Source organism: Streptomyces sioyaensis (assembly GCF_004122735.1).
Taxonomy (GTDB): domain Bacteria; phylum Actinomycetota; class Actinomycetes; order Streptomycetales; family Streptomycetaceae; genus Streptomyces; species Streptomyces sioyaensis.
Genome location: NZ_SDIF01000022.1, coordinates 1 through 25,063, shown reverse-complemented (window position 1 = coordinate 25,063; position 25,063 = coordinate 1). Strand labels below are relative to the sequence as shown.

The 25,063-nt window shown below is 73.1% G+C and carries 22 protein-coding genes and 1 pseudogene; 11 read left to right on the top strand and 12 right to left on the bottom strand.

Annotation, left to right across the window (positions count from 1 at the left end):
- Positions 1–157 precede the first annotated feature (157 nt).
- The 3 genes from EST54_RS10760 (at position 158) to EST54_RS10750 (ending at position 2,739) form a co-directional block, all read left to right on the top strand.
- Positions 158–559, top strand: coding sequence for a (2Fe-2S) ferredoxin domain-containing protein (locus tag EST54_RS10760; RefSeq protein ID WP_174857428.1), 402 nt, complete (start codon positions 158–160; stop codon positions 557–559).
- Positions 560–778: 219 nt separating this feature from the next.
- Positions 779–1,579, top strand: coding sequence for a response regulator transcription factor (locus tag EST54_RS10755; RefSeq protein WP_129247381.1), 801 nt, complete (start codon positions 779–781; stop codon positions 1,577–1,579).
- Complete coding sequence (locus EST54_RS10750) at positions 1,576–2,739, top strand: sensor histidine kinase (RefSeq protein ID WP_129247380.1); 1,164 nt, start codon at positions 1,576–1,578, stop codon at positions 2,737–2,739. Before EST54_RS10755 ends, EST54_RS10750 begins: the two co-directional genes overlap by 4 nt.
- A gap of 85 nt (positions 2,740–2,824) precedes the next feature.
- Here EST54_RS10750 and EST54_RS10745 read toward each other — a convergent pair whose 3' ends face one another.
- From EST54_RS10745 to EST54_RS10720, 6 genes are all read right to left on the bottom strand, one after another.
- Complete coding sequence (locus EST54_RS10745; RefSeq protein WP_129247379.1) at positions 2,825–4,141, bottom strand: MFS transporter; 1,317 nt, start codon at positions 4,139–4,141, stop codon at positions 2,825–2,827.
- Positions 4,138–4,314, bottom strand: coding sequence for a hypothetical protein (locus EST54_RS10740; RefSeq protein WP_307825341.1), 177 nt, complete (start codon positions 4,312–4,314; stop codon positions 4,138–4,140). The genes EST54_RS10745 and EST54_RS10740 overlap by 4 nt, the downstream gene beginning before the upstream one ends.
- Before the next feature lie 98 nt (positions 4,315–4,412).
- Positions 4,413–5,183, bottom strand: a complete 771-nt coding sequence (locus EST54_RS10735; protein WP_239012200.1) for a cytochrome b/b6 domain-containing protein — start codon at positions 5,181–5,183, stop codon at positions 4,413–4,415.
- Entirely contained in the window at positions 5,167–5,919 is a 753-nt protein-coding gene (locus tag EST54_RS10730) for a molybdopterin-dependent oxidoreductase (RefSeq protein WP_129247378.1), read from the bottom strand. The genes EST54_RS10735 and EST54_RS10730 overlap by 17 nt, the downstream gene beginning before the upstream one ends.
- A 52-nt stretch (positions 5,920–5,971) precedes the next feature.
- Positions 5,972–7,000, bottom strand: coding sequence for a hypothetical protein (locus EST54_RS10725; RefSeq protein WP_244942488.1), 1,029 nt, complete (start codon positions 6,998–7,000; stop codon positions 5,972–5,974).
- A gap of 296 nt (positions 7,001–7,296) precedes the next feature.
- Entirely contained in the window at positions 7,297–8,952 is a 1,656-nt protein-coding gene (locus EST54_RS10720; protein ID WP_129247377.1) for an FAD-binding dehydrogenase, read from the bottom strand.
- 209 nt (positions 8,953–9,161) lie between these two features.
- On the opposite strand from EST54_RS10720, the gene EST54_RS10715 reads away from it, so the two are divergent.
- From EST54_RS10715 to EST54_RS10685, 7 genes are all read left to right on the top strand, one after another.
- Positions 9,162–10,055, top strand: a complete 894-nt coding sequence (locus tag EST54_RS10715; RefSeq protein WP_129247376.1) for a DMT family transporter — start codon at positions 9,162–9,164, stop codon at positions 10,053–10,055.
- A gap of 238 nt (positions 10,056–10,293) precedes the next feature.
- Positions 10,294–10,827: an NUDIX domain-containing protein gene (locus EST54_RS10710; protein WP_129247375.1), complete on the top strand. Its 534-nt coding sequence runs from the start codon at positions 10,294–10,296 to the stop codon at positions 10,825–10,827.
- A gap of 43 nt (positions 10,828–10,870) precedes the next feature.
- The gene (locus tag EST54_RS10705; protein WP_129247374.1) at positions 10,871–11,278 is read left to right on the top strand and encodes a YidH family protein; all 408 of its coding nucleotides are present in this window, start codon (positions 10,871–10,873) and stop codon (positions 11,276–11,278) included.
- Positions 11,279–11,281: 3 nt separating this feature from the next.
- Positions 11,282–11,641 carry a DUF202 domain-containing protein gene (locus EST54_RS10700; RefSeq protein WP_129247373.1) on the top strand — a complete coding sequence of 120 codons (360 nt, stop codon included), beginning with the start codon at positions 11,282–11,284 and terminating at the stop codon, positions 11,639–11,641.
- Between the two features lie 132 nt (positions 11,642–11,773).
- The gene (locus EST54_RS10695; RefSeq protein ID WP_129247372.1) at positions 11,774–12,802 is read left to right on the top strand and encodes an MBL fold metallo-hydrolase; all 1,029 of its coding nucleotides are present in this window, start codon (positions 11,774–11,776) and stop codon (positions 12,800–12,802) included.
- 168 nt (positions 12,803–12,970) lie between these two features.
- Positions 12,971–14,023, top strand: coding sequence for a phosphotransferase family protein (locus EST54_RS10690; RefSeq protein ID WP_129247371.1), 1,053 nt, complete (start codon positions 12,971–12,973; stop codon positions 14,021–14,023).
- A gap of 7 nt (positions 14,024–14,030) precedes the next feature.
- Positions 14,031–15,245 carry an acyl-CoA dehydrogenase family protein gene (locus EST54_RS10685; RefSeq protein ID WP_129247370.1) on the top strand — a complete coding sequence of 405 codons (1,215 nt, stop codon included), beginning with the start codon at positions 14,031–14,033 and terminating at the stop codon, positions 15,243–15,245.
- Positions 15,246–15,307: 62 nt separating this feature from the next.
- Here EST54_RS10685 and EST54_RS10680 read toward each other — a convergent pair whose 3' ends face one another.
- The 3 genes from EST54_RS10680 to EST54_RS10670 form a co-directional block, all read right to left on the bottom strand.
- Entirely contained in the window at positions 15,308–15,913 is a 606-nt protein-coding gene (locus EST54_RS10680; protein ID WP_006607683.1) for a TetR/AcrR family transcriptional regulator, read from the bottom strand.
- Positions 15,914–15,940: 27 nt separating this feature from the next.
- Positions 15,941–17,602, bottom strand: coding sequence for an AMP-binding protein (locus tag EST54_RS10675; RefSeq protein ID WP_129247369.1), 1,662 nt, complete (start codon positions 17,600–17,602; stop codon positions 15,941–15,943).
- A 130-nt stretch (positions 17,603–17,732) separates the two neighbouring features.
- A complete protein-coding gene (locus EST54_RS10670) occupies positions 17,733–18,503 on the bottom strand; it encodes an SDR family oxidoreductase (RefSeq protein ID WP_129247368.1) in 771 nt (256 codons plus the stop codon).
- Between the two features lie 219 nt (positions 18,504–18,722).
- On the opposite strand from EST54_RS10670, the gene EST54_RS10665 reads away from it, so the two are divergent.
- Entirely contained in the window at positions 18,723–19,988 is a 1,266-nt protein-coding gene (locus tag EST54_RS10665; protein WP_129247367.1) for an exo-beta-N-acetylmuramidase NamZ family protein, read from the top strand.
- Here EST54_RS10665 and lspA read toward each other — a convergent pair.
- From lspA to EST54_RS10650, 3 genes and pseudogenes are all read right to left on the bottom strand, one after another.
- The gene (gene lspA / locus EST54_RS10660; RefSeq protein WP_129247366.1) at positions 19,979–20,569 is read right to left on the bottom strand and encodes a signal peptidase II; all 591 of its coding nucleotides are present in this window, start codon (positions 20,567–20,569) and stop codon (positions 19,979–19,981) included. The two genes, EST54_RS10665 and lspA, sit on opposite strands and share 10 nt — an antisense overlap.
- A 130-nt stretch (positions 20,570–20,699) precedes the next feature.
- Positions 20,700–21,722 carry a LysR family transcriptional regulator gene (locus EST54_RS10655; protein ID WP_129247365.1) on the bottom strand — a complete coding sequence of 341 codons (1,023 nt, stop codon included), beginning with the start codon at positions 21,720–21,722 and terminating at the stop codon, positions 20,700–20,702.
- A 295-nt stretch (positions 21,723–22,017) separates the two neighbouring features.
- A pseudogene (locus tag EST54_RS10650) lies at positions 22,018–24,836 on the bottom strand (penicillin acylase family protein).
- Positions 24,837–25,063 lie beyond the last annotated feature (227 nt).

The window sequence follows — 25,063 nt, the reverse complement described above, 5'->3', positions numbered from 1 at the left end:
CAGACGAGCAACGGCCTTCTCCGATCGGCGGCAATGGAACGGGGATGACGGTACGGGGGCACGGATCAAAACGCAAACGCATTTTTCGTTGCGTTTATGCGCTCGGCGGCCGGATCCCCGTGCCGTGCGCCGGAGCTGCCCCCGTAGCATGAGCCGAATGATCAACAAGCGTTCCGGCCGGGCGGCCACCGCGTCCCCGTGCCGGGTCACCGTGTGCCGCGGCTGTTGCTGCGGCGACGCGGCCAAGATTCCGGGGGTCGACCACGCCGGGCAGATACCCCGGTTGCGCGCCGCGCTGGACGGCGCGGCGCCCGTGCGGGCCTCGGAGTGCCTGGACGTCTGCGACCAGGCGAATGTGGTCGTGGTCCAGCCGTCGGCCGCGGGGCGGGCGGCCGGCGGGCGGCCCGTCTGGCTGGGGCTGGTCAACGACGACGACGCCCTGGCGGACATCGCCGCCTGGATCCGCGCCGGCGGCCCCGGCCTCGCGGAGCCGCCGGGCGTCCTCGATCTGTACGCGATCACGGTGTCGCGGCGGGTACGGGAAGGGCTGGAGGGCTGATCCGCCGGGCCGCCGCGGCCCGCCCGGCGGCGCACGGGAACACCGTCACCGGCCACCGGGGTCGTACGCCACCGGCCACCGAAGTCGTTCGTCACCAGCTACCGGAGTCCTGCGTCGCCGGTTACGGGAGTCTTACGGATACGGACCCGGTGGCCCGCCGCCGCGGGTGCTGGTGTTGGCTGGCACCATGACCTGCCTCCCGGGAACGGCACGCTGACCGTGCACCCCGCCACGCCGCCCTCCGCGCCACCGCCCGTCCTCGTCCCCGGGCCGCCGCGTCGTGTCCTGGTCGTCGAGGACGATCCGACCGTCGCCGAGGTCGTCACCGGCTATCTCTCCCGCGCCGGCTACGCCACCGCGCACGCCGCCGACGGTTTCGCCGCCCTCGACCGGGCCGCGGACTTCCGCCCGCATCTGGTCGTGCTCGATCTGATGCTGCCGGGCCTCGACGGCCTGGAGGTGTGCCGCCGGCTGCGCCGGTCCGCCGACGGCCCCCCGGTGCCGGTGGTGATGCTCACCGCGCGCGGCGAGGAGGCGGACCGCATCGCGGGCCTGGAGCTGGGCGCGGACGACTATGTGACCAAGCCGTTCAGCCCGCGGGAGCTGGTGCTGCGGATCGGCTCGGTGCTGCGCCGTGCGGAGTCCGCGCCGCCGGCCGCGTCGGCGGCCTCCGTACTGCGGGCCGGGGACCTCAGCGCCGACCCCGCCGGCCGGCGGGCCGCACGCGCGGGGCGGGAACTCTCCCTGACCGCCCGCGAATTCGATCTGCTGGTCTTCCTGATGCGCCACCCCGGGCAGGTCTTCTCGCGGGACGAGCTGCTGCACCGGGTCTGGGGCTGGGAGTTCGGCGACCTGTCCACGGTGACCGTGCATGTGCGGCGGCTGCGCGAGAAGATCGAGGCGGATCCGGCCGCGCCCCGGCTGGTGACGACGGTCTGGGGCGCCGGCTACCGCTTCGACCCCGTGCCGAGCGAGCCGCCACCGGACGGCCCGCTGCTGGAAGGCGATCTGCCGTCATGATGGACTTCCTGCTCATCGTGGCGCTGGCGGCGCTCGGTGCGGCGCTGGCGGGACTGCTCGCCGCGCCCGCGGTACGGGTGCTGCGGCGGCGTTCGGTCGCGCTGTCGCTGTTCGCGGTGGCGGCGCTGGCGGTGGCCGCGATGGCGGCGGGCACGGTGGCGGTCGCCCAGGCGATGTTCCTGTCCGGGCACGACCTGGGCGTGGTGATGGCCGTGGTGGCCGTCTCCGGAGTGGTGTCGCTGGCGGCCGCGCTGCTCTTCGGGCGGCGGATCGCGGCGGGCAGCGAGGAGCTGGCGCGCTCGGCCCGTACGGTCGGCAGCGAGGGCGGCTTCGTGGCACCGGCCGAGCCGCCCACCACCGAACTGGCCGCGCTGTCAAGGGCGTTGGAGGAGACCAGCGGGCGGCTCGCGGAGGCACGGGAGCGCGAGCGGGCACTGGATGCCTCCCGGCGGGAGCTGATCGCCGGGATCTCCCACGATCTGCGCACCCCGCTCGCCGGGCTGCGGGCGATGGCCGAGGCGCTGGAGGACGGGGTCGCCGAGGACACCGCGCGCTACCACGCACGGATGCGGATCGAGGTGGACCGGCTGGCCGCGATGGTCGACGACCTCTTCGAACTCGCCCGGATCCAGGCCGGTGCACTGGCTCTGACGCTGTCCCGGGTGTCGGTCTACGACCTGGTGGACGAGGCGCTCGCGGGCGCCGGGCCGCTGGCGCGGGCGAGCGGGGTGCGGCTGGTGGCCGGCGGGGTGGTGCCGCTGCCGGTGCGGGTGGACGCCCAGCAGATCACCCGCGTCCTGGGCAATCTGCTGGTCAACGCGATCCGTGCGACCCCGGCCGACGGGACTGTCGCGGTCAGCGCACGGCAGGAACAGGGCCGGGTGGTACTGGCGGTGGAGGACGGCTGCGGCGGTATCCCGCCGGAGGATCTGGGGCGGGTCTTCGACACCGGCTGGCGCGGCGGTGCGGCGCGCACGCCCCGGGCGGACGGCGAGAGCGGCGCCGGGCTGGGGCTGGCGATCGTGCGCGGCATCGTGGAGGCGCATCAGGGCCGGACGACGGTGCGCAACGCCGGAGCGGGCTGCCGCTTCGAGGTCGAACTGCCCACCGTGGGGCCGCCGCCGGCCACGGACGCACCGGCGCTGCAGCCGGCCGGGTGACGCGGCGCCCGCGCCGACACCCGGCCTCGGGCCCCGGCCTCAGACCGCCGGCCTCGCTGGCTCCCGGCCTCGCGGGCCCCCGGTCTCAGGCCCCCGGCAGTGGTGTCACGCCGTCCCGCCCCGCCGGCTCCGGGCCGCGCGCACCGGGCTCCGGCCGGTCGTCCTCCGCGGGGCGTACCGGCAGGTCGCGCACGCGCCCGATCGGTGAGAAGAGCAGGATCAGCGCGGCCAGCGGCACACCGGCCGTCATGATCCACATGGCCGGGCGGACACCGAGGGCCGAGCCGAGCGCCCCGCCGAGCAGCGCCCCCAGGGGCAGCGTGCCGTAGTTGAGGAAGGCGCTGCCGGCGATCAGCCGGCCGAGCAGGGCAGGCGGGCAGTAGCGCTGCTGGAAGCTCACCTTGAGGACGTTGCCGGCCACCACCCCCGCGCTGACGCCGAAGCTGCCCGCGACGTAGAGCAGCGCCCCCGCGCCGTGGACGGCGAGCGGCATGAGCAACGCGGCACTGGACAGCCCGAATTCGGACAGCAGCAGCGCGCGGGCGGTGCCGAACCGGCCGGCGGCGCGGCGCGCCAGGAAGGCACCCGCGACACCTCCCGACGCGCCCAGCGCCAGCAGCCCGCCGACCGCGCCGGGCGCCAGGCCGACCTCGCGGACCAGGAAGACGGCCGCGATCGACTGATAGCCCATGAGCGCAAGGTTGGAGACGGCGCCGAAGAGCGTCAGCGTACGGAACCACACATCGCCGGCGACCAGCCGCAGCCCCTCGGCGAGCTCCGCGGTCAGGGTCCGCAGACCGCGGTCGCGAGCTGCCGGGCGCGCCTCACGGTGCCGGATGCCCCGCAGACACAGCAGCGCGATCAGGAAGGTGCCGGCGTTGACGGACAACGCGTTGACGGAACCGGCGAGTTGGGCGAGGAGGCCGCCCGCCCCCTGCCCGGCGAGCTGCGCCGCCGAGGCGCTGCCGTGCAGCTTGGCGTTGCCCTCGGCCCGGTCGGCCGGGGCGAGCAGCGTGGGCAGATAGGCGCTGTAGGCGGTCTGGAAGACCACCGCCGCCGCGCCGGCCAGCAGTGCCACGGCGATCAGCAGACCGAGCGGGAGCCGGCCGGACCGGGCGAGGAGCGGGACGGCGGCGAACAGCACCAGCGACAGACCGGCGGCGCCCAGCATCAGGGGACGCCGCCGCAGCCGGTCCACCCATACGCCGACCGGCAGACCGATGAGCAGCCACGGCAGCCAGCCGCAGGCGCCGAGCAGTCCGACCGCGAAAGGGGACGCGTGCAGGGTGGACACCGCCACCAGCGGCATCGCCACAGTGGTGAGGGCCGCGCCGAACTTGCCCGCGGTCTCCCCGCACCACAGCAGCCGGAAGTCGCGGTGCCGGCGCAGCAGTCCGCTCATCGCTCGCCCCGTTCCTTGCGCGGGAAGGACTGCAGCTGGACGAGGACCGGCTGCCCGTCCGCCTCCCCGGCACCGGACGCGCGCCGCGCCGCCGTCCGGTGCCGGTCGACGACCTCGGCCAACTCCGCGTTCAGCGCCGCCAGTTGTGTGGGGCTGAGCCGCAGGTCGGTCATGGACGTCAGCGTAGGACCGCAGAGAGTCCTTTGCAGAGGGTTCTCTGTAAAGGACTGGGGGAAGTTGACGCCCCGGCAGGTCGTTCGGGCGGGGCGGGTCAGGCCCGCGGCTCGCGCCACTTCCCGTCGTGCTCCGCGTCGTGCTCCCCGCCCGACGTCCCGTCGTGCTGCCCGTCCCGTTCCCCCTCCCCCCTCTCCTCCCGTTCCCCGTCCCCGTGACGCCACAGCGGGTGCTCGCGCCGGGCCCACTGCGCATCGACGGAGCCGGTCCGCATTCCCCGGCGGGACTCGGGATCGCCGTACGCCTTGCCGACATGACCGGCGATCACGAGGATCACGGCGAGTGCGAGCCAGTCGTGGACGAACGTGGCGCCGGTGCGCCAGACCAGGGGCACGGGCGTCCCCGCCCGGACGAGGCCGAGCGCCTGCGGGAGGGTGGACCACATCAGCAGGCCGGTGCCGAGCATCACCAGCACGGCGCCGGCGATCCAGGCGGCGTAGAGCTTCTGGCCGGCGTTGAACTTTCCGGCCTGGCGGCCCCCGCGGCGGCGCAGCGCGGCCGTCAGCCACCGGCGGTCGTGCGGGCCGTAGCGGTTGAGCAGGGTGAGGTCGGCGCGCAGGGCCCGGGAGAAGAGGCCCAGCAGCACGGGCACCGGCAGCAGGATGCCGGACCACTCGTGGACGGTGACCATCAGGGCGCGGCGGCCGACGAGTTCGGCGAGGAAGGGGAGGTAGAGACAGCCCGCGGTGAGCACGCAGACGGCCATCAGGGCGGCGGTGGCCTGGTGGACCCGGTGTTCGGCGGGGGTGAAGCGCCGTACCCGGGGGCGGGCGGCGGCCGCGGACGGACCGTCAGGTGGTGGGGGCATCGTCGCGTCCGTTCGACCGGCCGACCCAGGCATCGACGTCATATCCGAGGTTCTCCCAGTATCCGGGCGCGACATGGTCGGTGACGGTGATTCCGGAGAGCCACTTCGCCGACTTGTAGAAGTACATGGGCGCGACATAGAGGCGGACCGGGCCGCCGTGTGCATGGGCCAGCGGTTTGTCCTGCATCCGCAGGGCGACCAGGACGTCGTCGCGGCGGGCCTGGGCGAGGGTGAGGGATTCGCTGTAGGACCCGTCGAAGCAGGTGAAGCGGACGGCCTTGGCCTCGGGGCGGACGCCGGCGGCGTCGAGGAGCGCCGAGAGGCGGACGCCCTCGAAAGGGGTGCCGGGCACTCGCCAGCCGGTGACGCACTGGACGTCCCGTACGAGCCGGGTCTGCGGCATCCGGCGCAGGTCGTCGAGGCGGTAGCTGGTGCGGTGGCGGACCAGGCCGTCGACCGTGAGGCGGTAGGTGCGGGCGTCCTTGGGCGGTACGGAGCCGGTCACCGAGTAGTAGCGGAAACCGCCGCCGGCCGGGAGCAGACCGGACAGCCCGGTGGGGTCCTTCTGGGCGGCGGCGCCGAGCGTCTCGTCGTAGGCGCGCTGGAGGAAGGGGGCCGCAGCGACGCCGGCGGCACCGGTGGCGAGCATGCCGAGCAGCACGCGGCGGCCCACGGGGGCGCCGCGCCCGTCCTCGCCGCCGCCCGCCGCGCCGGCCGGATTCGCGTCCTTGGTCATTCCTCGATTCGAACACCCCGCGGCCGCCGGGGCCAGTGTCCGGGCCCCGACGTCAGACTTTCGTCATCGGCGTCGGAGTCATCAGCGCCGCGGGGTCAGCGGGCGGCGGCGTCCCGGCGCGGCGCAGGGCGGTGGCGCGGGCGGCCCGGAACGCGCCCTCGGCGTCCCGGCCCGCGTACGACCACGGAGCGCGGGTGGGGTGCGGGCCGATGCGCTGGAAGAGCGCGGCGGCCTCGGCCATCCGCCCCTCGTGGAACATGGCGTGCGCGAGGAAGTTGAGATCGATGGTGCGGCGCGGATGGTCCTCGCCCTCCCACTCCAGCCACCAGTCGAAGGCGGCCTGCAGGACCTGATGGGCGTGCCGGGTGGACCAGTGGCCGGAGTCCGCGGGGTCGGGCGGTGCCAGGCCCGCGGCGGCCAGCGCGCGGTAGCGCTCGGCGTGCGCCACGACGGGCAGCAGGGCGAGCGGGGAGTCGGCGGGGGCGCGTTCGGCGGCCCGGGCGGCGAAGTCGTGGGCCGGGTGCCGGGGGCCGTCGCCGCCGTCCGGCTGCCGTTCGGCCAGCGCGGCCGTCATCAGGTGGTGTGCGTGGTGGTGGTCGCGGTGCCGGGCGCGGATCTGCCGGAAGGCGTGCTCCTGTCCGTCCGGGGTGCCGCAGCGGCGGGCGAGGATCAGCGCGCCGAGCCAGGGGGTGGGGTCGTCGGGCAGCATCCCGGCGGCGGTGGCACACGCCCGGGCGGCTGCCGTGGTGCTGCTCGCGCCGCGCAGCGCGAGCCGGACGGTGGCGAGGGCCAGGAGGGTGGCGGCGTCGCCGCTGTCCGGTTCGGCGAGCAGCCAGTCGGCGGCCCAGGCGGCGCTGCTGGGAGAGGTGGCCAGGACGGTTAATCGGTGGCCGCGCAGATCCCAGTCGGCGCCGGTGCCGGTGAGCAGGGTGCGCACCCGGGCCCACTGGCCGAGCGCCAGCGCGTCGGCGGTGACCGCCAGTTCGGCATCGCCGAGGGCCGGGGCGAGGGCCCGGAGGTCCGGGCAGGGGGTGGGCACGAGGGACGACGGAGGGGACGGTGGGGACGGGGTAATCGACATCACGGGTCAGCGGGCTCCATGACGCGCCGCACCGGCCGTTCGCCGTACCGAGCCGTCCTCGGCGGGTGGGGCCGGATCTGCGCGCGCCTCTACAGAGGGTGATGACGTGGTCCGCACCAGTCATCACGGACAGCAAAGCGGTACGCAGAGCTCCGCGTCAAGACGGGAAGGGGAATGGCTGGATCCGCCAACCCCGCTTGCGTATCACGGTATTGGGCGGGCGGGCCACCCGGACCCGGTGCCGGGCGCCCCTCCCCCGGCCCTGCCCGGCCCGCTCGGCACACCGCCCCGCCCGCTCAGGACACCGCCCGGGCCGCCGCCCGCCCCGCCGTCCGCCCGGAGAAGAGACAGCCGCCGAGGAAGGTGCCCTCCAGCGAGCGGTATCCGTGCATCCCGCCGCCGCCGAAACCGGCCGCCTCACCCGCCGCGTACACACCCGGCAGCGGCGTGCCGTCGTCGGTCAGCACCCGCGACGAGAGGTCGGTCTCCAGCCCGCCGAGCGTCTTACGGGTGAGGATGTGCAGCCGTACCGCGATCAGCGGGCCGGCCTTGGGGTCGAGCAGCCGGTGCGGCGCGGCGGTGCGGATCAGCCGGTCGCCGAGGTATTTACGGGTCCCGCGCACCGCGGTCACCTGGAGGTCCTTGGTGAAGGGGTGGGCGAGCTCGCGGTCCCGCGCCACGATCTCGCCGCGCACCGCCTCCTCCGTGAGCAGCGGCTCCACGGTCAGTTCGTTCATCCGCCGGACCAGATCGGTCAGCGACCGCTCGACGACGAAGTCCGCACCGCGTTCCATGAACGCCCGCACCGGGCCGGGCGCGCCGGACCGGGCCCGGCCCAGCACCTCGCGGATGCTCTTTCCGGTCAGATCGGGGTTCTGCTCGGAGCCGGAGAGGGTGAACTCCTTCTCGATGATCTTCTGGGTGAGCACGAACCAGGTGTGGTCGTGGCCGGTCGACATGATGTGCTCAAGGGTGCCGAGGGTGTCGAAGCCGGGGAACAGCGGCACCGGCAGCCGCCGGCCGCGGGCGTCCAGCCACAGCGGGGACGGGCCGGACAGGATCCGGATGCCGTGCAGCGGCCAGATGGAGTTCCAGTTCTCGATGCCCTCGGTGTAGTGCCACATCCGGTCACGGTTGATGAGCCGGCCGCCGGCCGCCTCGGCGATGCCCAGCATCCTGCCGTCCACATGCGCCGGCACCCCGGAGAGCATCCGCCGCGGGGGCTTGCCGAGCCGCTCGGGCCAGTTGGCGCGCACCAGCCCGTGGTTGCCGCCGATGCCGCCCGAGGTGACGATCACGGCCTGGGCCCTGAGCTCGAAGGCGCCGACCACCTCACGGCTGCTGGGCCGACCGCGCACGACGTCCGAGGGCTCCAGGACCTCGCCGCTGACGGTGTCCACGCCCCCGGCGCTGCGCGACAGTCCGGTCACCCGGTGGCGGAAGCGCGACTCGACCAGGCCGCGGGCGGCCCCGGCCCGCACCCGCCGCAGGAACGGGGCGAGCAGCCCCGGCCCGGTCCCCCAGGTGATGTGGAAGCGGGGGACGGAGTTGCCGTGCCCCGTCGCGCCGTAGCCGCCGCGCTCGGCCCAGCCGACGACGGGAAAGAGCCGTACGCCCTGCCGGTGCAGCCAGGAGCGCTTCTCACCGGCCGCGAAGTCGACATAGGCCTCGGCCCATTTGCGCGGCCAGTGGTCCTCGGGCCGGTCGAACCCGGCGGTGCCCAGCCAGTCCTGCCAGGCCAGTTCCTGGGTGTCGCGGATCCGCAGCCGGCGCTGTTCGGGGGAATTCACCAGGAAGAGGCCGCCGAAGGACCAGTGGGCCTGCCCGCCCAGGGACTGCTCGGGCTCCTGGTCGAGCAGGATCACCTTGCGTCCGGCGTCCACCAGTTCCGCGGTGGCCGCCAGGCCCGCGAGCCCCGCTCCGATCACGATCACATCAGCGTCGTACGCCATCTGCTTCTCCTCAACGGGGCACGCCCGGCGCCCCGGCCGCCGTGGTGGAACGATCCTCAGCGCACCCGACTGCCGCGTCAACCACAGGGTTACTGCGCGGTATGGCAGGGCGCGCGGGAGAATGGTGGGTGACGAGGGCCACCCCACGCCCGACGCCGGATGACTATCCTCAGGCGCAATCCCCCACCCCGCGCGATACGAGGTGCGACGTGACGGTGATACTGCTCGCCCTTGGAGCGGCCTGCTGTCTGGGACTCGGCTTCGTGTTTCAGCAGGCCGCGGCGCAGCACGCCCCGATGAAGGACTTCCTCTCGGTCCGTCTGCTGCTCGATCTGGTGCGGATGCCGCTGTGGGTGGCCGGTATCGGGCTGATGGTGGCCGGGATGGCGCTCGGCGCGGTCGCGCTGGGGATGGGCGACATCACTCTCGTGGAGCCGCTGCTGGCGACCAATCTGCTGTTCGCGATGGCGCTGTCCCGGCGGCTGACCCGGCAGCGGCTCGGCCGCACCGGCTGGGCGGGGCTGTGGCTGCTGGCCGGCGGGGTGACGGCCTTCATCGTGGCCGGCCGTCCGCAGGGCGGGCGCACCAGCGCCGACCAGACCTGGCAGTGGCTGATCATGGGCATGGTGCTGGGCACCGCCCTGGTGCTGGCGGCGGTCGCCAAGCGGGAACGGGTGCATGTGAGCCTGGAGGCCGCCCTGCTGGGCGTCGCCGCCGGGCTCCTCTACGGGCTCCAGGACGCGCTGACCCGGATCAGCGGGGAGCACTTCGGGCGCGGCGGCTGGGGCGCCCTGCTGACCAGCTGGCAGCCGTACGCCATCGTCGTGCTCGGGGTGCTGGCGCTGGTGCTGGTGCAGAGCGCCTTCGAGTCGGCGCCGCTGCGGCTCTCGCTGCCCGCGCTGACCGCCGCCCAGCCGCTCGCCGGGATCGCCTGCGGGGTGGGATTTCTCGGCGACCGGCTCCAGGTGACGGCCGGGGCGCTGGCCTGGGAGGTGGCCGGGATCGTGGCCGTCGTCGCGGGGATCGTGCTGATCGGCAGCCATCCGGCGATGCCGCCGGGAGCCGGCCGACGGGAGGACGTCCGGGAGCTGGAGCCGCGCTGAGGCCGGGGGGGTTCGGCTGCGGCCGCGCCGAGGCCGGGCGGCCCGGCGCTTCGTCCGGAGCACGCTCCCCCGTCCCCCCTCGCCCGGGACGTCCCGTGAACGCCCCGTGACCCGTCCGGCCCCGCGCGCACTCCGCCGTCCGGGCCCTCCTCGTGCCGTGCCCCGGGGCCCGGGCCCGGCCCGGCGGGACCGGCGCCCCGCGGGGTGCGGTCCCCGCTCCTGGTGATTGCATGGCCTCATGACCGATCAGCAACCGCTCAACGCGGACGAGATCCTCGATGTCGTGGACGAGAACGATCAGGTCGTGGGGCAGGCCCCACGCGGCGCGGCCTACGCCCGCAGAATGCGCACCCGCTGCTCCTTCATCCTGGTCCGGGACGCCGAGGACCGGATCTTCGTGCACCGCCGCACACCGCAGAAGCTGGTGTTCCCCGCGCACTACGACATGTTCGTGGGCGGGGTGGTCGGCGCCGGCGAGAGCTATGACGAGGCGGCGCTGCGCGAGGCGGAGGAGGAGCTGGGCGTCCAGGGCCTGGACCGGCCCGAGCCGCTGTTCAAGTTCCTCTACGAGACGGCCGAGCACACCTGGTGGTCGGCGGTCTACCAGGTGCGCTGCACGCTGCCGGTCGCCCCGCAGGAGTCGGAGATCGACTGGTACGCCTTCCTGACCGAGGAGGAGCTCAGCCGGCAGCTCGACGTCCGGCCGTGGACGCCGGACGGGCTGGCCGCCTACCGGGAGCTGCTCGCCCGGCGGGAGGCGGGGGACCTCTGATGCGACCGGGGAACGGGACGGGGCGGCCGCTAGGGTTTCGGCCATGATCACTGACGGGCTGCGTTCGGCCGGCGCGGCCGTACGGCTGTGGTTCGCGCCCGGGCGGATCCGCGCGGAGGGCACCACCCCCGACTACCGCTTCTCGCTCGCCAATGAGCGCACCTTCCTCGCCTGGCTGCGCACCGGGCTGGCGCTGATCGGCGGCGGGTTCGCGGTGGACCAGTTCCTGCCCCGGCTGCACCCGGGGCTGCGGGTGACGTTCACCGTGGTGCTGCTGGCCGGCGGGGCGCTGTGTGCGCTGCGGGCGGTCAATCACTGGGTGCGCTGCGAGCGGGCGATGCGGCGCGGCGAGGACCTGCCGGTCACCCGCTTCCCCACGGCGCTGGCGCTGGCCGTCGGCGTGCTGGCGGTGGCGGTGGTCGTACTGGTGCTGCTCGGCCGGACCGGCTGACCGGTGGCGGGCGGAACGCGGCCGGACGCGGGGGCGCCGCGGCCGGCTCCCGACCGGGACCCGGGGCTGCAGCCGGAGCGGACCAGGCTTGCGTGGCGGCGTACGACGCTGTCGGCGACCGCGATGGCCGTGCTGGCCGGCCGCCAGCTGCTGGGCAGCCGGGCGCCGGGGGCGGTGGAGGTGGTTCTGGTGGTGCTGATGGGGCTGTTCTGGCTCGCCTTCGTGGCGCTTGCGCACCGCCGGATGCAGGCGATGACCACCGGCCGCCCGCCGGCCCTGCCGCCGCGGACCGCCCTGCTGCTGGTCGGCTGCACCCTCGCGCCGGCGCTGTGCGGCGGGGTGATCCTGGTGCGGCATGGGTGAGGACGACGGGGCGCGGTGCCGCCGCGGCGCCCGGCGGCGGTAGCGTGACGCGACCCCCGCGGCACCGGGGTGTGCCCGGCCCCCGGCCCGGGCCACGGGGCTGACGGGTCATCGGACGAGGGAGACACCCGCATGGGCGACGAGACGGCACGGACCACACCGCCGCGGCACTCCGCGGACCCGGCCACGGCACGGAGCACCGGGCCGGACGCCGCCGGGCCGGACCCGGCGGCACCGCCCGCCGCCGGGTCCGCCGTGCCCGAGCCCTATCTCACCGAACTGGCCGCCGGGGTCCATGCGTTCATCCAGCCGGACGGCGGCTGGTGCCTGAACAACGCGGGCTTCGTCACCGACGGGGACGACACCCTGGTCGTGGACACCGCCGCCACCGAGCGCCGGGCCCGTCTGCTGCGCCGGCGGATCGACGGGAGCGGCGCGCCGGCGCCCCGCACGCTGGTCAACACCCATCACCACGGCGACCACACCTACGGCAACGCCGTCTTCGCACCGGAGGCGACGGTCGTCGGGCACGCCTCCTGCCGCCGTGAGCTGCTGGCCGCCGGGCACCAACTCCATGCGGTGTGGCCGCAGGTGGCGTACGGCGACATCCGGCTGACGGCCCCGGAGGTCACCTACACCGACGAACTGACCGTGCACACCGGCGGTATCGAGGTGCGGCTGATCCATCCCGGCGTGGCCCACACCACGGGCGACACCCTCGTCTGGCTGCCCCGGCAGCGCATCGTCTTCGCCGGCGACCTGGTCTTCCACGGCGGTACCCCGTTCGTCCTGATGGGTTCGCTGACCGGCTCGCTGCGCGCGCTGGAGCTGCTGCGCTCCCTGGACGCGGTCACCGTCGTCCCCGGGCACGGGCCGGTGACCGGCCCCGAGGTGTACGACGGCATCGAGCGCTATCTGCGGTTCGTCGGCCGGCTGGCGCAGGAGGGCCGGGCGGCCGGCCGTACGCCGCTGGAGATGGCCCGCGAGGCGGATCTCGGGCCGTTCGCCGAGCTGGCCGAGAGCGAGCGGCTGGTGGCCAACCTGCACCGGGCCTATGCGGAGCTGGCGGGCGCGGCGCCGGGATCGCCGCTCGATCCGATCGCCGCGTTCGGCGACATGACGGCGCTGAACGGCGGGGTGCCGATGGCCTGTCACGCCTGAGCTCCGCCCACCCGCCGCGGGCGCCCCGGGAGGCCGGGGCCGTGGGCGAGGGCGGGAAATCCGCTGCGTGACGGACGCCCCACGCCGGGCCACTGGACGCCATACCGACTAGTCGGCATGATCGTGCCCAGCGACCGATGGACCGTCCACTCCGCATGGAGGAGCACGATGAGCAACGGCACCCCTCCCCCGCAGGCCCCGGGCCGGGAGCAGCCTCCCGGCCTCGACCTGGAACGATTGCGCGCGCATCTGGACCGGGAGCGGCCGGGGCTGACCGGCGGGCCGCTGCGGGCGCGGCTGATCGAGGGCGGGCGGTCCAACCTCACCTACCGGATCACCGACGGCACCGGCTCCTGGGTCGTGCGCCGGCCGCCGCTGGGCCATGTCCTGGCGACCGCGCACGACATGCGGCGCGAGCACCGGGTCATCAGCGCGCTGCACGGCACACCCGTGCCGGTGCCCGAGGCGCTGCTGCTGTGCGAGGACGAGTCGGTGATCGGGGCGCCCTTCTACGTGATGGAGCTGGTGGAGGGGGTGCCGTACCGCACGGCCGCACAGCTCGCCCCGCTCGGGCCCGAGCGCACCCGCGCCGTGGTCCTCTCCCTGGTCGACACGCTCGTGGAACTGCACGCCGTGGACCCGGAGGCGGTCGGGCTCGGCGACTTCGGCCGCCCGGAGGGCTTCCTGGAGCGCCAACTGAGGCGCTGGGGAAAGCAGTTGAGCGCCTCCAGGAACCGCGAGCTGCCGGGGATCGACGAGCTGCACGAGGCGCTGGGCCGGGCGCTGCCCGCCTCCCCCGCGCCCACCGTCGTACACGGCGACTACCGCCTCGACAACGTCCTGGTCGGGGCCGATGACACCCTCAAGGCCGTGCTGGACTGGGAGATGTCCACCCTCGGCGATCCGCTGACCGACCTCGGCCTGCTGGTGATGTACAGCTCGGACCTGGGCCTGCCGGAGTCCCCGGTCAGCACGACCAGCGGCGCGCCGGGCCACCCGACCCCGGCGGAGCTGATCGAGCGCTACGCCGCGCGCTCGGGGCGGGACACCTCGGCCCTCGCCTGGTACACGGCGTTCGCCTGGTTCAAGCTCGCGGTGATCCTCGAAGGCATCCACTACCGCTTCACGCTCGGCCAGACCGTCGGCGCGGGGTTCGACCGGATCGGCGAACTCGTCCCCGTCTTCATCGACCACGGACTCACCACCCTCAAGGAAGGCTGAGGCATCCATGGACTTCGCATTCGACGCCCGTACCGAAGAGCTGCGCGAGCGGCTCCTGACGTTCATGGACGAGCATGTCCACCCGGCCGAGCAGACCGCCCATGAGCAGCGGGCCGCGCTCGCCTCGCCGTGGGACACCCCGGCGATCGTCGAGGAGCTGAAGGCCGAGGCCCGTGCGCAGGGACTGTGGAATCTGTTCTTGCCGGACGCCGAGCACGGTGCCGGGCTGACCAACCTCCAGTACGCACCGCTGGCCGAAATCACCGGCCGCAGCCCGCAGTTGGCGCCCACCGCGCTGAACTGCGCGGCGCCGGACACCGGCAACATGGAGGTGCTGGCGCAGTTCGGCAACGAGGCGCAGCGCAAGCAGTGGCTCCAGCCGCTGCTGGCCGGCGAGATCCGGTCGGCGTTCGCGATGACCGAGCCGGAGGTGGCCTCGTCGGACGCCACCAACATCGAGACGCAGATTGTCAGGGATGGCGACAACTACGTCATCAACGGCCGTAAGTGGTACATCTCCGGGGCGATGAACCCGCTGTGCCAGATCTTCATCGTGATGGGCAAGACCGACCCGGACGGCGCGGACATCCGCCGTCAGCAGTCGATGATCCTGGTCCCGCGCGACACCCCCGGCCTGGAGGTGAAGCGCGCCATGCAGGTCTACGGCTACGAGGACCACTACCACGGCGGCCATGCCGAGGTGGTCTTCCACGACGTACGGGTGCCGGCCGGCAACCTGATCGGCGAAGAGGGCGGCGGCTTCGCCATCGCCCAGGCCCGGCTCGGCCCCGGCCGGATCCACCACTGCATGCGGCTGATCGGGATGGCCGAGCGCGCCATCGAGCTGATGTGCCGCCGGGCGGTGGGCCGGACGGCCTTCGGCCGGCCGCTGGCCCGGCAGGGCGTGGTCCAGGAGTGGATCGCGGACGCCCGGGTGGCCGTGGAGCAGCTGCGGCTGCTGGTGCTGAAGACGGCCTGGCTGATGGACACCGTCGGCAACAAGGGCGCACACACCGAGATCCAGTCCATCAAGATCGCCACCCCGCGCGCCGTCGTGGACATTCTCGACAAGGCGGTGCAGCTGCACGGCGCCGCCGGGGTCAGCCAGGACTTCCCGCTGGCGGAGCTGTGGGCCGGGGCCCGCACGCTCCGATTGGCGGACGGTCCGGACGAGGTGCACCAGCGGTCGCTGGCCCGCCGTGAGCTGAAGAAGTACCTCTGAGGCCGCAGACCGGCGAAGGGCCCAGCGACCACCGATGGTCGCTGGGCCCTTCGCCGTGCGCGCTACGGCCGCAGCGCCCGCAGCAGCAGTTCCGCGAGGTGGTCGGCCACCTGCTGCGGGCTGAGCGGTCCGTCCTCGCGGTACCACGTGCCGAGGTGGTGCACGGAGCCGAAGTGGTAGTCCACGACGAGGTCGGCGGGGATGTCGGCGGCGAACACGCCGGTGCGCTGGCCCTCCTCGACCAGGGCGCGGAACCGTTCGTGGTAGCGCCGCCGCTCGGCGCGTACCTGCTTGTCCTTCTCCGGGGCGAGGTGGTGCATCGAGCGGAAGAAGATCTTGGTGTCGTCGAGGTTCTCGATGGTGGTGACGACGACATCGGCGGCGGCGTCCCGCAGTCGCTGCTCGACCGGTGCGTCGGCATCGGCGAAGTGGTCCAGCCGCTCCTGCTGGAGGCGCAGCACCCGGCCGTAGACCTCGTGCAGCAGATCGTCCTTGGAGCCGAAGTAGTGGTAAAGGGCGCCCTTGGTGACGCCCGCCGCATCGACGATCTCCTGGACGGAGGTGCGGTCGTAGCCCTGCTCCGCGAAGAGCCGGGTGGCGGTGGCCAGCAGCCGCTGGGCCACCGGCTTCGCCCCGCCGTTGCCGTTGCCGTCCTTCGTGCCGGCCATCGCCCTCACCTGTCCTTCGTGCTCTCATCATGCGCGGTGGCGCAGCTCCCGTCGGAGGATCTTGCCACTCGTGGTCTTCGGAAGCTCGGCCAGGATCTCCACCTCACGGGGATATTTGTACGCCGCCAGCCGCTCCTTGCAGTACGCGGCCAGCTCGGCGGGTTCCGGGGCGGACCCGGGCCGCAGGCTGACGTACGCCTTCACCGACTCGCCGCGGTAGGCGTCGGGCACCCCGACGACCGCGGCCTCGCGCACCGCGGGATGGCTGTAGAGGACGTCCTCGACCTCCCGCGGCCACACCTTGAAGCCGGCCGCGTTGATCATGTCCTTCTTGCGGTCGACGACATAGAGCCAGCCCTCGGTGTCCATGAAGCCGATGTCGCCGGTGCGCAGCTCACCGTCCGGCATGCCCTGGGCGGTGGCGTCCGGGCGGCGCCAGTAGCCGGGGACGACCTGGGGGCCGCGGACCGCGATCTCGCCCTGTTCACCGAACGGCAGGTCCCGGCCCTGCTCGTCGATGATCCGTACGACGGTGTCGGGACCCGGGACGCCGACGGCCAGTGTGCCGGAGACCTTGTCGACCGGCGCTCGGCTGCCGGGCGGGACGCTGGCGCAGGGGGCGGTGCACTCGGTCAGGCCGTACCCGTTGTGGAGGTAGGGGCCGAAGTCGGTACGGAACGTCTCGACGAGGGCGGGCGGCAGCGGCGCGCCGCCGGAGGACATGGTCGCGAAGGACGCGAAGTGCTCGCGGGTGACCCCGGGGTGGGCCATCAGCGCCATATAGGCGGTGGAGGGGCCGACCGTGTAGGCGGGCCGGTGTTCCAGGAACGCGTCCAGGACGACGCCGGCCTCGAAGCGGTAGGCGAGCGCGAGGGTGCCGGAGTTGACGAGGCAGGCCGCCAGTTCGCAGACCAGGCCGGTGATGTGGAAGAGCGGGGCGAGCGCGAAGTAGGTGGCGCCGTCGGGCAGGCCCAGACCGGTGCGCTGTCGCTCGGCGTTGTACGTGATGTTGCCGTGGGTGTTGGTCGCGCCCTTGGGGGTGCCGCTGGTGCCGGAGGTGTAGCTGATCAGCGCAAGGTCGTCGGCGGTGAGTTCCGGGTCGGCGGGTACCGCGCGTATCGGGCCGGCGGTGCGGGCGACGGTCAGCAGATCGTCGGCGCCCTCCTGCGGCCCGAGCCGCGCGCCGCGCAGCACCCGCCGGTCGTCACGGGTCTGCAGATCCCGCTCCCACGCGGTGAGCGCGATCCGTACGGACGGGGCCCCGTCGGCGATCAGCCGCAGAAAGCCGTCCCAGGTGCGGTCGGCGCAGATGACGGCGGCGACCTCGGCGTCGTCCAGGATGTGCCGCATCTCGGCGGACTTGTACATGGGGTTGACCGGGACCACCACCCCGCCGGCCTTCCACACCCCGAGCACGGCGAGCACGAAGTGCGGGGTGTTCTGCAGCATGACCGCGGCCCGGTCGCCGCGCCGGAAGCCGCGCCCGGCGAGATGGGCGGCGATGCCGTCGGAGAGCGCATCGGTCTCGGCGTAGGACAGCCGGCCGTCGAAGTAGGCGAGCGCCGTGCGGTCGGGGACGCGGCCGACCGCGGCCCTGAAGGCGTGCAGCGTCGAGGGGGGCGGCTGGACGGGGGCGCGCTGGGCGTCGGTGAGCTGTGCCAGCCACGGCTTTTCCTGGTAGGAGGTCATCGGGTGCGGCCCTTTCTTCCTGATCGCCTGATCATCCCTGCGGGGGAACACCTGGGGTGTGGCGGGGTGGCGCACCGGGCCGGCCGGCGCGCACCCGTCCCTACGGGCGGTATCCGCGCTCGGGCCTCCCTCAGGAGCGGCCCTCGGCCTGCTCCAGCTTCTGCTGGAGGTGGTTCATCCCGGCCAGCCAGCGGTCGGGCTCGGCGGCCCGGGTCGCGTAGTAGCCGCCGACCTCCGGGTGCGGCAGGACCAGGAAGCGGCCCTCCTCCATGGCCGCGAACAGCGCCTCGGCGACGTCCTCGGGCTCCACGGCGGTGGGCGTGAGGACCAGGTCGCCGGCGGCGCCGGTGGCGGCCAGCATGTCGGTGCGGACGCCCTGGGGGCAGATGGCGTGCACGTCGATGCCGCGGTGGCGGTAGGTCAGCGAGAGCCATTCGGCGAAGGCGTAGGCGCCGTGCTTGGTGACGCTGTAGGGGGCCGCGGCGACCATGGTCAGCAGGCCCGCGGCGGACACCGTGGAGACGAAGCGCCCGCTGCCGCGCTCCAGCCACTCGGGCAGTAGCGCACGGGCGGCCCGGACATGGGCCATGACATTGACGTCCCAGGCCAGCGTCCAGTCCTCCTCGGACGCCTCGGGCCCGCCGCCGGTGCCGACCCCGGCGTTGGCGCAGAAGATGTCGATGGCGCCGCCGAGCGCCGCCCTGGCGGCCGGAACGACGCCGGAGGCGTCCCCGGCGACCGCGAGCGCCCCGATCTCCGCGGCGGTCCGCTTCGCCTTGGCCTCGTCCAGATCGTTGACCACGACCCGGGCGCCCTCGGCGGCGAACCGGCGGGCCAGCGCGGCGCCGATCCCCCCGCCCGCCCCGGTCACGACAACGGCCTTGTCCCGTACGGCTTCCACTGCGCTGTCTCCCTCGGTCGCGCCGATTCGGCTGCAGGCAGACTAACCAGTCGGTATGTCTCGACGGAAGAGGCCCGTTTCCGTCACGGCGGCCTTCGTTCCGCAGCGGGGCGGGCCCGGTGTCACGGCCGGGTCCGTTCCGCGGCGGGCCGGTGCGCGTTAGCGTGCACACGACACGTAACCGGTGGATGACCGGCTGTTGATCACGGAGGTGTGCGGATGGCTCTGTCGAGACGTGTTCTGCTCGGGCGGCTGGCGGCGACCGGAGCGGCCCTGACCGCGACCGCGGGCCCGGCCGCCGCACGGCCCGCGCACGGCGGCCGGCGGCGGGTGCACACCGGCTTCGACCGGCTCGCCGCCGACGGCTACCGCCTCGTGGACGGCCACACCGTCGGCGTCGTCACCAACCCCACCGGCGTCACCCAGGACCTCAGGCACCTCGTCGATGTGATGCACGCCGACGACCGGGTGCGGCTGCGCGCCGTCTTCGGCCCCGAGCACGGCTTCCGGGGCACGGCCCAGGCCGGCGGCTCCCAGGGCCGCTACGACGACCCGGCCACCGGGCTGCCGGTCTACGACACGTACAACAAGAGCGGCAGGGAACTCGCCGCCGTCTTCACCGCCTCCGGTGTGGACACCGTCGTCTTCGACATCCAGGACGTCGGCGCGCGCTTCTACACCTACATCTGGACGCTCTACGACTGCATGGTGGCGGCGGTCCTCGCCGGCAAGCGCTTCGTGGTGCTCGACCGGCCGAACCCGGTCACCGGCCGCGCGGCCGCCGGCCCGGTGCTCGACAAGGCGTACGCCTCGTTCATCGGCCGGGAGCCGATCGCCCAGGCGCACGGGATGACGGTGGCGGAGCTGGCGCTGCTGTTCAACGGCGAGTTCGTCCCGCAGGCCGCCGGGCGCCCGGTGGAGCTGGAGACCGTCCGGATGACCGGCTGGCGGCGCACCGACTTCTTCGGGGTGACCGGCCTGCCCTGGGTGCCGCCGAGCCCCAACATGCCCACCCCCGACACCGCCCTCGTCTACGCCGGGACCTGCCTCTTCGAGGGCACCAACCTCTCCGAGGGACGCGGCACCACCCGCCCCTTCGAGCTGCTGGGCGCGGACGGGATCGACCGGCGGTGGGCCGCGGCCGCCACGGAACTGGACCTGCCCGGCGTCCACTTCAGGGAGGCGTACTTCACCCCCACCTTCTCCAAGTTCCAGGGCACCACGATCGGCGGCGTCCAGCTGCACGTCCACGACCCGGAGGCGTTCGACCCGGTACGCACCGGCATCGGCCTCCTGGTGACCGCGAAGCGCGTCTGGAAGGGCTTCGCCTGGCGGCCGGACCACGGCATCGACCGGCTGACCGGCTCCGCGACCGTACGGACGATGATCGACGCGGGCGCCGGACCGGACGAGATCGTCGCGGCCTGGCAGGAAGGGCTGCGGCGCTTCCGTACGGTGCGGGAGCGCTATCTGCGCTACCGCTGAGAGCGCGCCGGGGAGGGCCGGCGGCCGCCGCCGCTGCGGTGGACGGTGCCGTCGGGGTCCAGACCGCGGAAGGCGAGCAGCACCACCAGGAATCCTCCGCAGCAGATCGACACGTCGGCGAGGTTGAGGACGGCGAAGTGGGCGGGGGCGATGAAGTCGACCACCCCGCCCTGGAATCCGCCGGGCGCGCGGAAGAGCCGGTCGGTGAGGTTGCCCAGCGCCCCGCCCAGCAGCAGGCCGAGCGCGAGGGCCCAGCGCACGCTGTAGAGCTTGCGGGCCAGGCGCACGATGACGACGATCACGACCGCGGCGATGAAGCTGAAGATTATGGTCATCGCCTCGCCGTAGCCGAAGGCGGCGCCGCGGTTGCGGATGACCCGGAGCTGCAACAGGGTCCCGATGACCTGTACCGCGTCGTGGTGTTCCAGCTTCGCGACCACGAGCAGTTTGCTGCCCAGGTCGAGGAGGTAGGCCAGGGCGGCGACCGCGAAGAGCACCGGAATGAGCCGTTTGCCCCGCACCGCTCCGCGCGCCCCGGCGGCGTCCGCGGGTGCACCGGTGGTCTGCTGTGTTTCCGTCACGGGAGTCCCCCCAACGTTGTCCCGCCCCAGGCCCCCCTGGTCGGGAACGAGCGTACGGCACCCCGGTCCGCCACCGGGCGGGCGCCACGGCCGGTTCCTGACGGCACCTCACAACGGCGGATGCGCTGCCTCACGACCGGAACCACCACCGGCCGCTCTCCCGCGCCAGGGCGTCCCACAGGAGGTTGAGGGGGTGGCCGGGGGCACAGGAGCCGCGCTCCCCGCGGCGGGTGAACACCCCGACCAGCACCTCGGTCCGGGGACCCGCCTCGCCGACCAGCTCCAGGGTGCGCAGTCCGCCGGCTTCCGGGAGACGGCCGTCCGCGGCCGCCTCCCCGATACCCCGGGTGACCAGCATCGCCCCGCTCACCACCCCGGACCGCAGCAGCTCGAAGCCGTAGTGGGCGGCCTCGATCTCGGCCGCGATGGACAGCTTCTGCCCGTAATCCGGGCCGTACCACGAGGTCAGGAAGCGGTCTATCAGGCCGCGCGCCGAGACGACCAGAGGCAGCCCTGGCAGTTCACGGGCGTCGAAGGAGGTCCCGGGGAGCGTCTCCGGCGGCAGGTTCGTCAGCAGGGAAAGCCCGCTGCGCCGCCATTGCATGACCTCGTACGGACCAAACAATTCCGCTTCTTCGCCCTCGGTGACGACCACGCTGCCGCAGACCAGATCGAGCTCCTTGGAGCGCAATTTGGCGAAGAGGTCGCCGGTGCGGACATGAGTCACTTTCAGCTCGACATCGTCGCGCCCGAATTCCCCGGTGACGCGTTCCACCGCGTCCAGCAGAAAGCCGAGCGTATAGCGGGTGGTGCCGACGGACAGCGTCCGGCCCAGTCGGCGGCGGGCGTCGCGCACCCCGTCCGACCACTCCCCCAGAGTGCGCCGCGCCAGCTCCACCAGCGCCTCGCCGGTCGCGGTGAACAGGGCGTCCTTGCCGCGCCCCTGCTTGAGGACCAACTCCTCGCCGCACAGTCCGGAGAAGGTGCGGTTCATGGTGTCCAGCTGCTTCTGCACACTGGACTGTTCCCGGCCGAGCCGGCGCGCGGCCCCCAGCGCGGTGCCCGCCTCGTGGACGACGATCAGCGTGCGCAGCTGGTCCATGGTGGTGTCCAGCAACTCCGTCGGGTACTGCCGCGGAACTGACAAAGCCATGCGCCCCTACTCGCCTTCCCATCCCCGGAATTCAGGACGGTGCAGCATAACCCCAGGGGAAATCCGCCCGGTCACCGCCGGGATCACGGGGGGTTTCTTCCGGAAAATGCGGGATGCGTTCTCGGTGACCGTCGAATGGTCAAGTAAATCCCCGGTTCGCCGGACGCGCCGCGCGGGAGGATGCACAGCACCGCCCGCCGGACCGGCCCCGGACGGATACCGGCCCCGGGCGCCGCGCCCGGGGCCTGCCCGCCGGTATCCGGTCCGCCGGACCGGCCGGCATCCGTACCTCCCGCTACCGGTGTGCGGGGAATTCCACGACCTGCTGATAGGTCGGCCGGTTCTGCCAGCTGATGGTGTCGTGGGTCAGCCCGCCGACCGCACGGTGGATGATCGCGTCCGCGCACCACTGGTCGCCGGCCTTGCAGCTGCCGTCGCCGGGATAGACCTGCTCGGCGGTCTTCCCGGTCGCCTGCTGGAGGGTGGTCAGCAGGGTGTCACGGCAGGCGGACAGGTCACCGCCACCGCAGTACGGCTCCGCGAGCCGGCCCTGCACCGTGTCGCCGAGCACCGCCCGCAGGTCCTTGTCCGCATAGCTCCACCAGCCGTACTGGAAGGCCGAACCGGCGTGCCCCCGGTCGGGCCGTGGCCGGCCGACGGTGATTCGTCGATGCCGAGGTTGGCCCGCAGCGCGTCGTAGAGGTCGCCGCCCAGCCGGGGCTTGAAGACCGCCTCGATCATCTGCGGCCACCAGGCGTCCATCAGCCGCACCGCGTCGGAGTGGGCGTAGGTGTGCGAGCCCGCTGCGGTCTCCCGTCGCTGGGCGCCGTCCTTGCGCCAGGCCTCCAGCTGCTGCACCGCGGTCTTCAGCGCCGGGTCGGTGACGGGCTTGCTGTTGAGGACCCGCAGGAGTTCGGGGAGCACGTCCTCGCCGCGCAGATCGGTGACCGCGGCCTGGGACATGGCGCGGGTCAGCGACGCCCGGGTCACCCCGCCCTCCTTGGTCAGGGCGCGCACCCGGTCGTCCAGCAGATTGCCGCGGTGCACCGAGCCGTTGCCGAAGCCCGCCGAGTCGTAGTCCTTGGCCTGCTTGTTGTTCCAGGAGATGTAGTAGTCCTGGTCGACGGACTGCGGGTGCTGGGCCGGCGGGGTGTAGTCGGTGGTGTTGGTGGCGGGGTCGTAGCCCTTCCACTCGTAGGCGTCGTCCGCCTTGATGGGCAGCGACGGATCGACGTCCGGGTTGCGGACCGGGTTGAGGCCGCTGTTGTAGTACGCGATGTCCCGGGAGTCGGCGTAGAACCAGTTGAAGGCGTAGCCGATGTGCCCGGCGGCCTTCTGGAAGGAGGCGGCGTCGGTGACGTAGGACGGGTCGTTGAACATCTGGAAGCCGATGATCGAGTCGGCCTCGTGGCGGTAGGTGGAGCGCTGCGCGGTGTAGGCGACGGGCTTGCCGTCGACGGTGGCGCGGTGCGTGACGATCCCGTACTTCGTCCGGAAGACCTGCATCCGGTAGGAGCCGGCCGCGGTCGGGTCGGCGACGGTGGGCTTCCAGGAGTTGGTCCGCTCCAGCTTCTCCATGGGGACGCAGCCACCGTGGTAGCGGTAGGAGGTGGAGTCCTTGGTGGGCGCGGAGCCGTCCGCGTTGCACAGCTCGACGGCGTAGGTGTCGGTGATGTCCTGGCCGGCGGAGGTGGCGCTCCAGGCGTAGTCCTGGCCGCGGCCGAGCTGGACGTACATCCCCACGCCCGCGAAGGAGGCGCCGCGGGCGCTGATGCCGGGCCCCTGGATCTCCTGGAGCATCAGCAGCTGGGGCGCGAAGTAGCCGGTCTGCGGGCCGAAGACGGCGACGGGGTGGCCGCTCGCGGTGTGCTTGCCGGAAACCAGCAGGGCGTTGGACATCCCGCGGTGCTGCGTGGGGTCGAAGCTCCCCTTGGGCAGCACCCCGTCCTTGAAGAGGCCTTCCAGCTTCTTGTACTTCTTCGGGGCCTTGACCGGGTCCCGCGGCGGGGTGCCGCTCTTGACGGTGGCCGCACCGGTGCGGTCGAAGACCAGCGGCTCGGCGCTGACCGAGCCGCGGTCGGGCAGCGCGGTGCCCTTGGCCTTGGCCGGCTTGACCGCGTACGGGAAGCTGCTCCCGTCGTGCAGGGTCTTGGCGGCCTCGGGGTCGTTGCGCTCCCGGAAGGACTCCCAGACCGCGGTGCCCTTCTCGACGCCGTACTTCTGCTGGGCGGAGAGCAGCGCGAGGGCCGAGGGGACCTCGCCGCCACCGCCGTTGCCGAACAGCCCGCCGACGACGGAGGCCAGGGCTATCAGGTCGGTGAGCTTGAAGGGCTGGATCTCCCCGGCGTTGGTGATCGCGTCGACATGGCCGGTGAGGACGTACTCACCGGGGAAGTAACGGCCGTTCTTGGACTGTTCGCGGTAGGCGTTGATGCCGTCGACATAGGCCTGGGCGTCCTGCATGGCCAGCTTGCCGCGCTCGCCGTTGTGGTCCTTGATGTAGTCGACCTGCTGTTGCAGATCCTCCTCGGTGTACGGCGCCTGCGGCCAGAACTGCTGCTCCAGGCCCTGGTTGGCGAGCGCGCCGCCCGCGAAGGAGGTCAGCTCGCCGCGGCCGATGTGGCGGAAGAGGTCCATCAGCCAGAGCCGGTCCTGGCCCGCGGCGTAGCCGGCGCCGTATTCGGTGCCGTAGCGGGTGGTGCCCTTGATGTGCGGGACACCGGTCTTCTTGTCCCGGGTGATGGTGACGTCGGCACGGGGTGTGGTGACCTTGCCGACCTGGTCCTGGGGGACGCCGAACGAGGCGTCGTTGAAGAACTGGGTGAGGGTGGAGTCGGTGAGCGACTGATACCCGCTCGCCAGCGCACCGTACGGGGCGAGTTGGTCGGTGGAGTGCTCGGGGTGGGTACCGAACAGCTTGTTGCCGAGGATCTCCACCAAGGTGGCGTTGCCGGTGGCGCCGGGCGGCAGGATGTCGGCGCACTGGCCCTGGCAGTAGTCGTCGGCGTCGTGCACGGCCGCGGCCGCGGTGGGGGGCGGTGCCAAGAACGTGGCACCCAAGGCGAACAGGGCCGCCGCGGCGGCGGTCCTGAGCCTTCCGGTACGTCGTCGCATTCCTGCTCCTCGATGGGGGTCCCCGGCTCTGCGAGACCTTGGGGGAAGGTGGGCGGGACGTTACCGGCGGTTATCCCAGGCCGGAAGATGAACAACAGTCAACTTTTTGCTTTCTCGCAGGACTTCGGGACAACGACCACCACTGCATCCCCGGGGTGGGCTCGGCCCCATACCCCGGGGATGCAGTGGTGGTCGTTGTCCCGAAGTCCTGCGAGAAAGCAAAAAGT

What these genes read in the sequence shown, in the direction of transcription:
- EST54_RS10705 (WP_129247374.1), top strand. Translation starts at nt 10,871, where the DNA reads ATGATCACTGACGGGCTGCGTTCGGCCGGCGCGGCCGTACGGCTGTGG.
- EST54_RS10735 (WP_239012200.1), bottom strand. Translation starts at nt 5,183, where the DNA reads ATGCCCCCACCACCTGACGGTCCGTCCGCGGCCGCCGCCCGCCCCCGG.
- EST54_RS10740 (WP_307825341.1), bottom strand. Translation starts at nt 4,314, where the DNA reads ATGACCGACCTGCGGCTCAGCCCCACACAACTGGCGGCGCTGAACGCG.
- EST54_RS10690 (WP_129247371.1), top strand. Translation starts at nt 12,971, where the DNA reads ATGAGCAACGGCACCCCTCCCCCGCAGGCCCCGGGCCGGGAGCAGCCT.
- EST54_RS10665 (WP_129247367.1), top strand. Translation starts at nt 18,723, where the DNA reads ATGGCTCTGTCGAGACGTGTTCTGCTCGGGCGGCTGGCGGCGACCGGA.
- EST54_RS10745 (WP_129247379.1), bottom strand. Translation starts at nt 4,141, where the DNA reads ATGAGCGGACTGCTGCGCCGGCACCGCGACTTCCGGCTGCTGTGGTGC.
- EST54_RS10760 (WP_174857428.1), top strand. Translation starts at nt 158, where the DNA reads ATGATCAACAAGCGTTCCGGCCGGGCGGCCACCGCGTCCCCGTGCCGG.
- EST54_RS10750 (WP_129247380.1), top strand. Translation starts at nt 1,576, where the DNA reads ATGATGGACTTCCTGCTCATCGTGGCGCTGGCGGCGCTCGGTGCGGCG.
- EST54_RS10695 (WP_129247372.1), top strand. Translation starts at nt 11,774, where the DNA reads ATGGGCGACGAGACGGCACGGACCACACCGCCGCGGCACTCCGCGGAC.
- EST54_RS10680 (WP_006607683.1), bottom strand. Translation starts at nt 15,913, where the DNA reads ATGGCCGGCACGAAGGACGGCAACGGCAACGGCGGGGCGAAGCCGGTG.
- EST54_RS10725 (WP_244942488.1), bottom strand. Translation starts at nt 7,000, where the DNA reads ATGTCGATTACCCCGTCCCCACCGTCCCCTCCGTCGTCCCTCGTGCCC.
- EST54_RS10655 (WP_129247365.1), bottom strand. Translation starts at nt 21,722, where the DNA reads ATGGCTTTGTCAGTTCCGCGGCAGTACCCGACGGAGTTGCTGGACACC.
- EST54_RS10675 (WP_129247369.1), bottom strand. Translation starts at nt 17,602, where the DNA reads ATGACCTCCTACCAGGAAAAGCCGTGGCTGGCACAGCTCACCGACGCC.
- EST54_RS10710 (WP_129247375.1), top strand. Translation starts at nt 10,294, where the DNA reads ATGACCGATCAGCAACCGCTCAACGCGGACGAGATCCTCGATGTCGTG.
- EST54_RS10730 (WP_129247378.1), bottom strand. Translation starts at nt 5,919, where the DNA reads ATGACCAAGGACGCGAATCCGGCCGGCGCGGCGGGCGGCGGCGAGGAC.
- EST54_RS10720 (WP_129247377.1), bottom strand. Translation starts at nt 8,952, where the DNA reads ATGGCGTACGACGCTGATGTGATCGTGATCGGAGCGGGGCTCGCGGGC.
- EST54_RS10685 (WP_129247370.1), top strand. Translation starts at nt 14,031, where the DNA reads ATGGACTTCGCATTCGACGCCCGTACCGAAGAGCTGCGCGAGCGGCTC.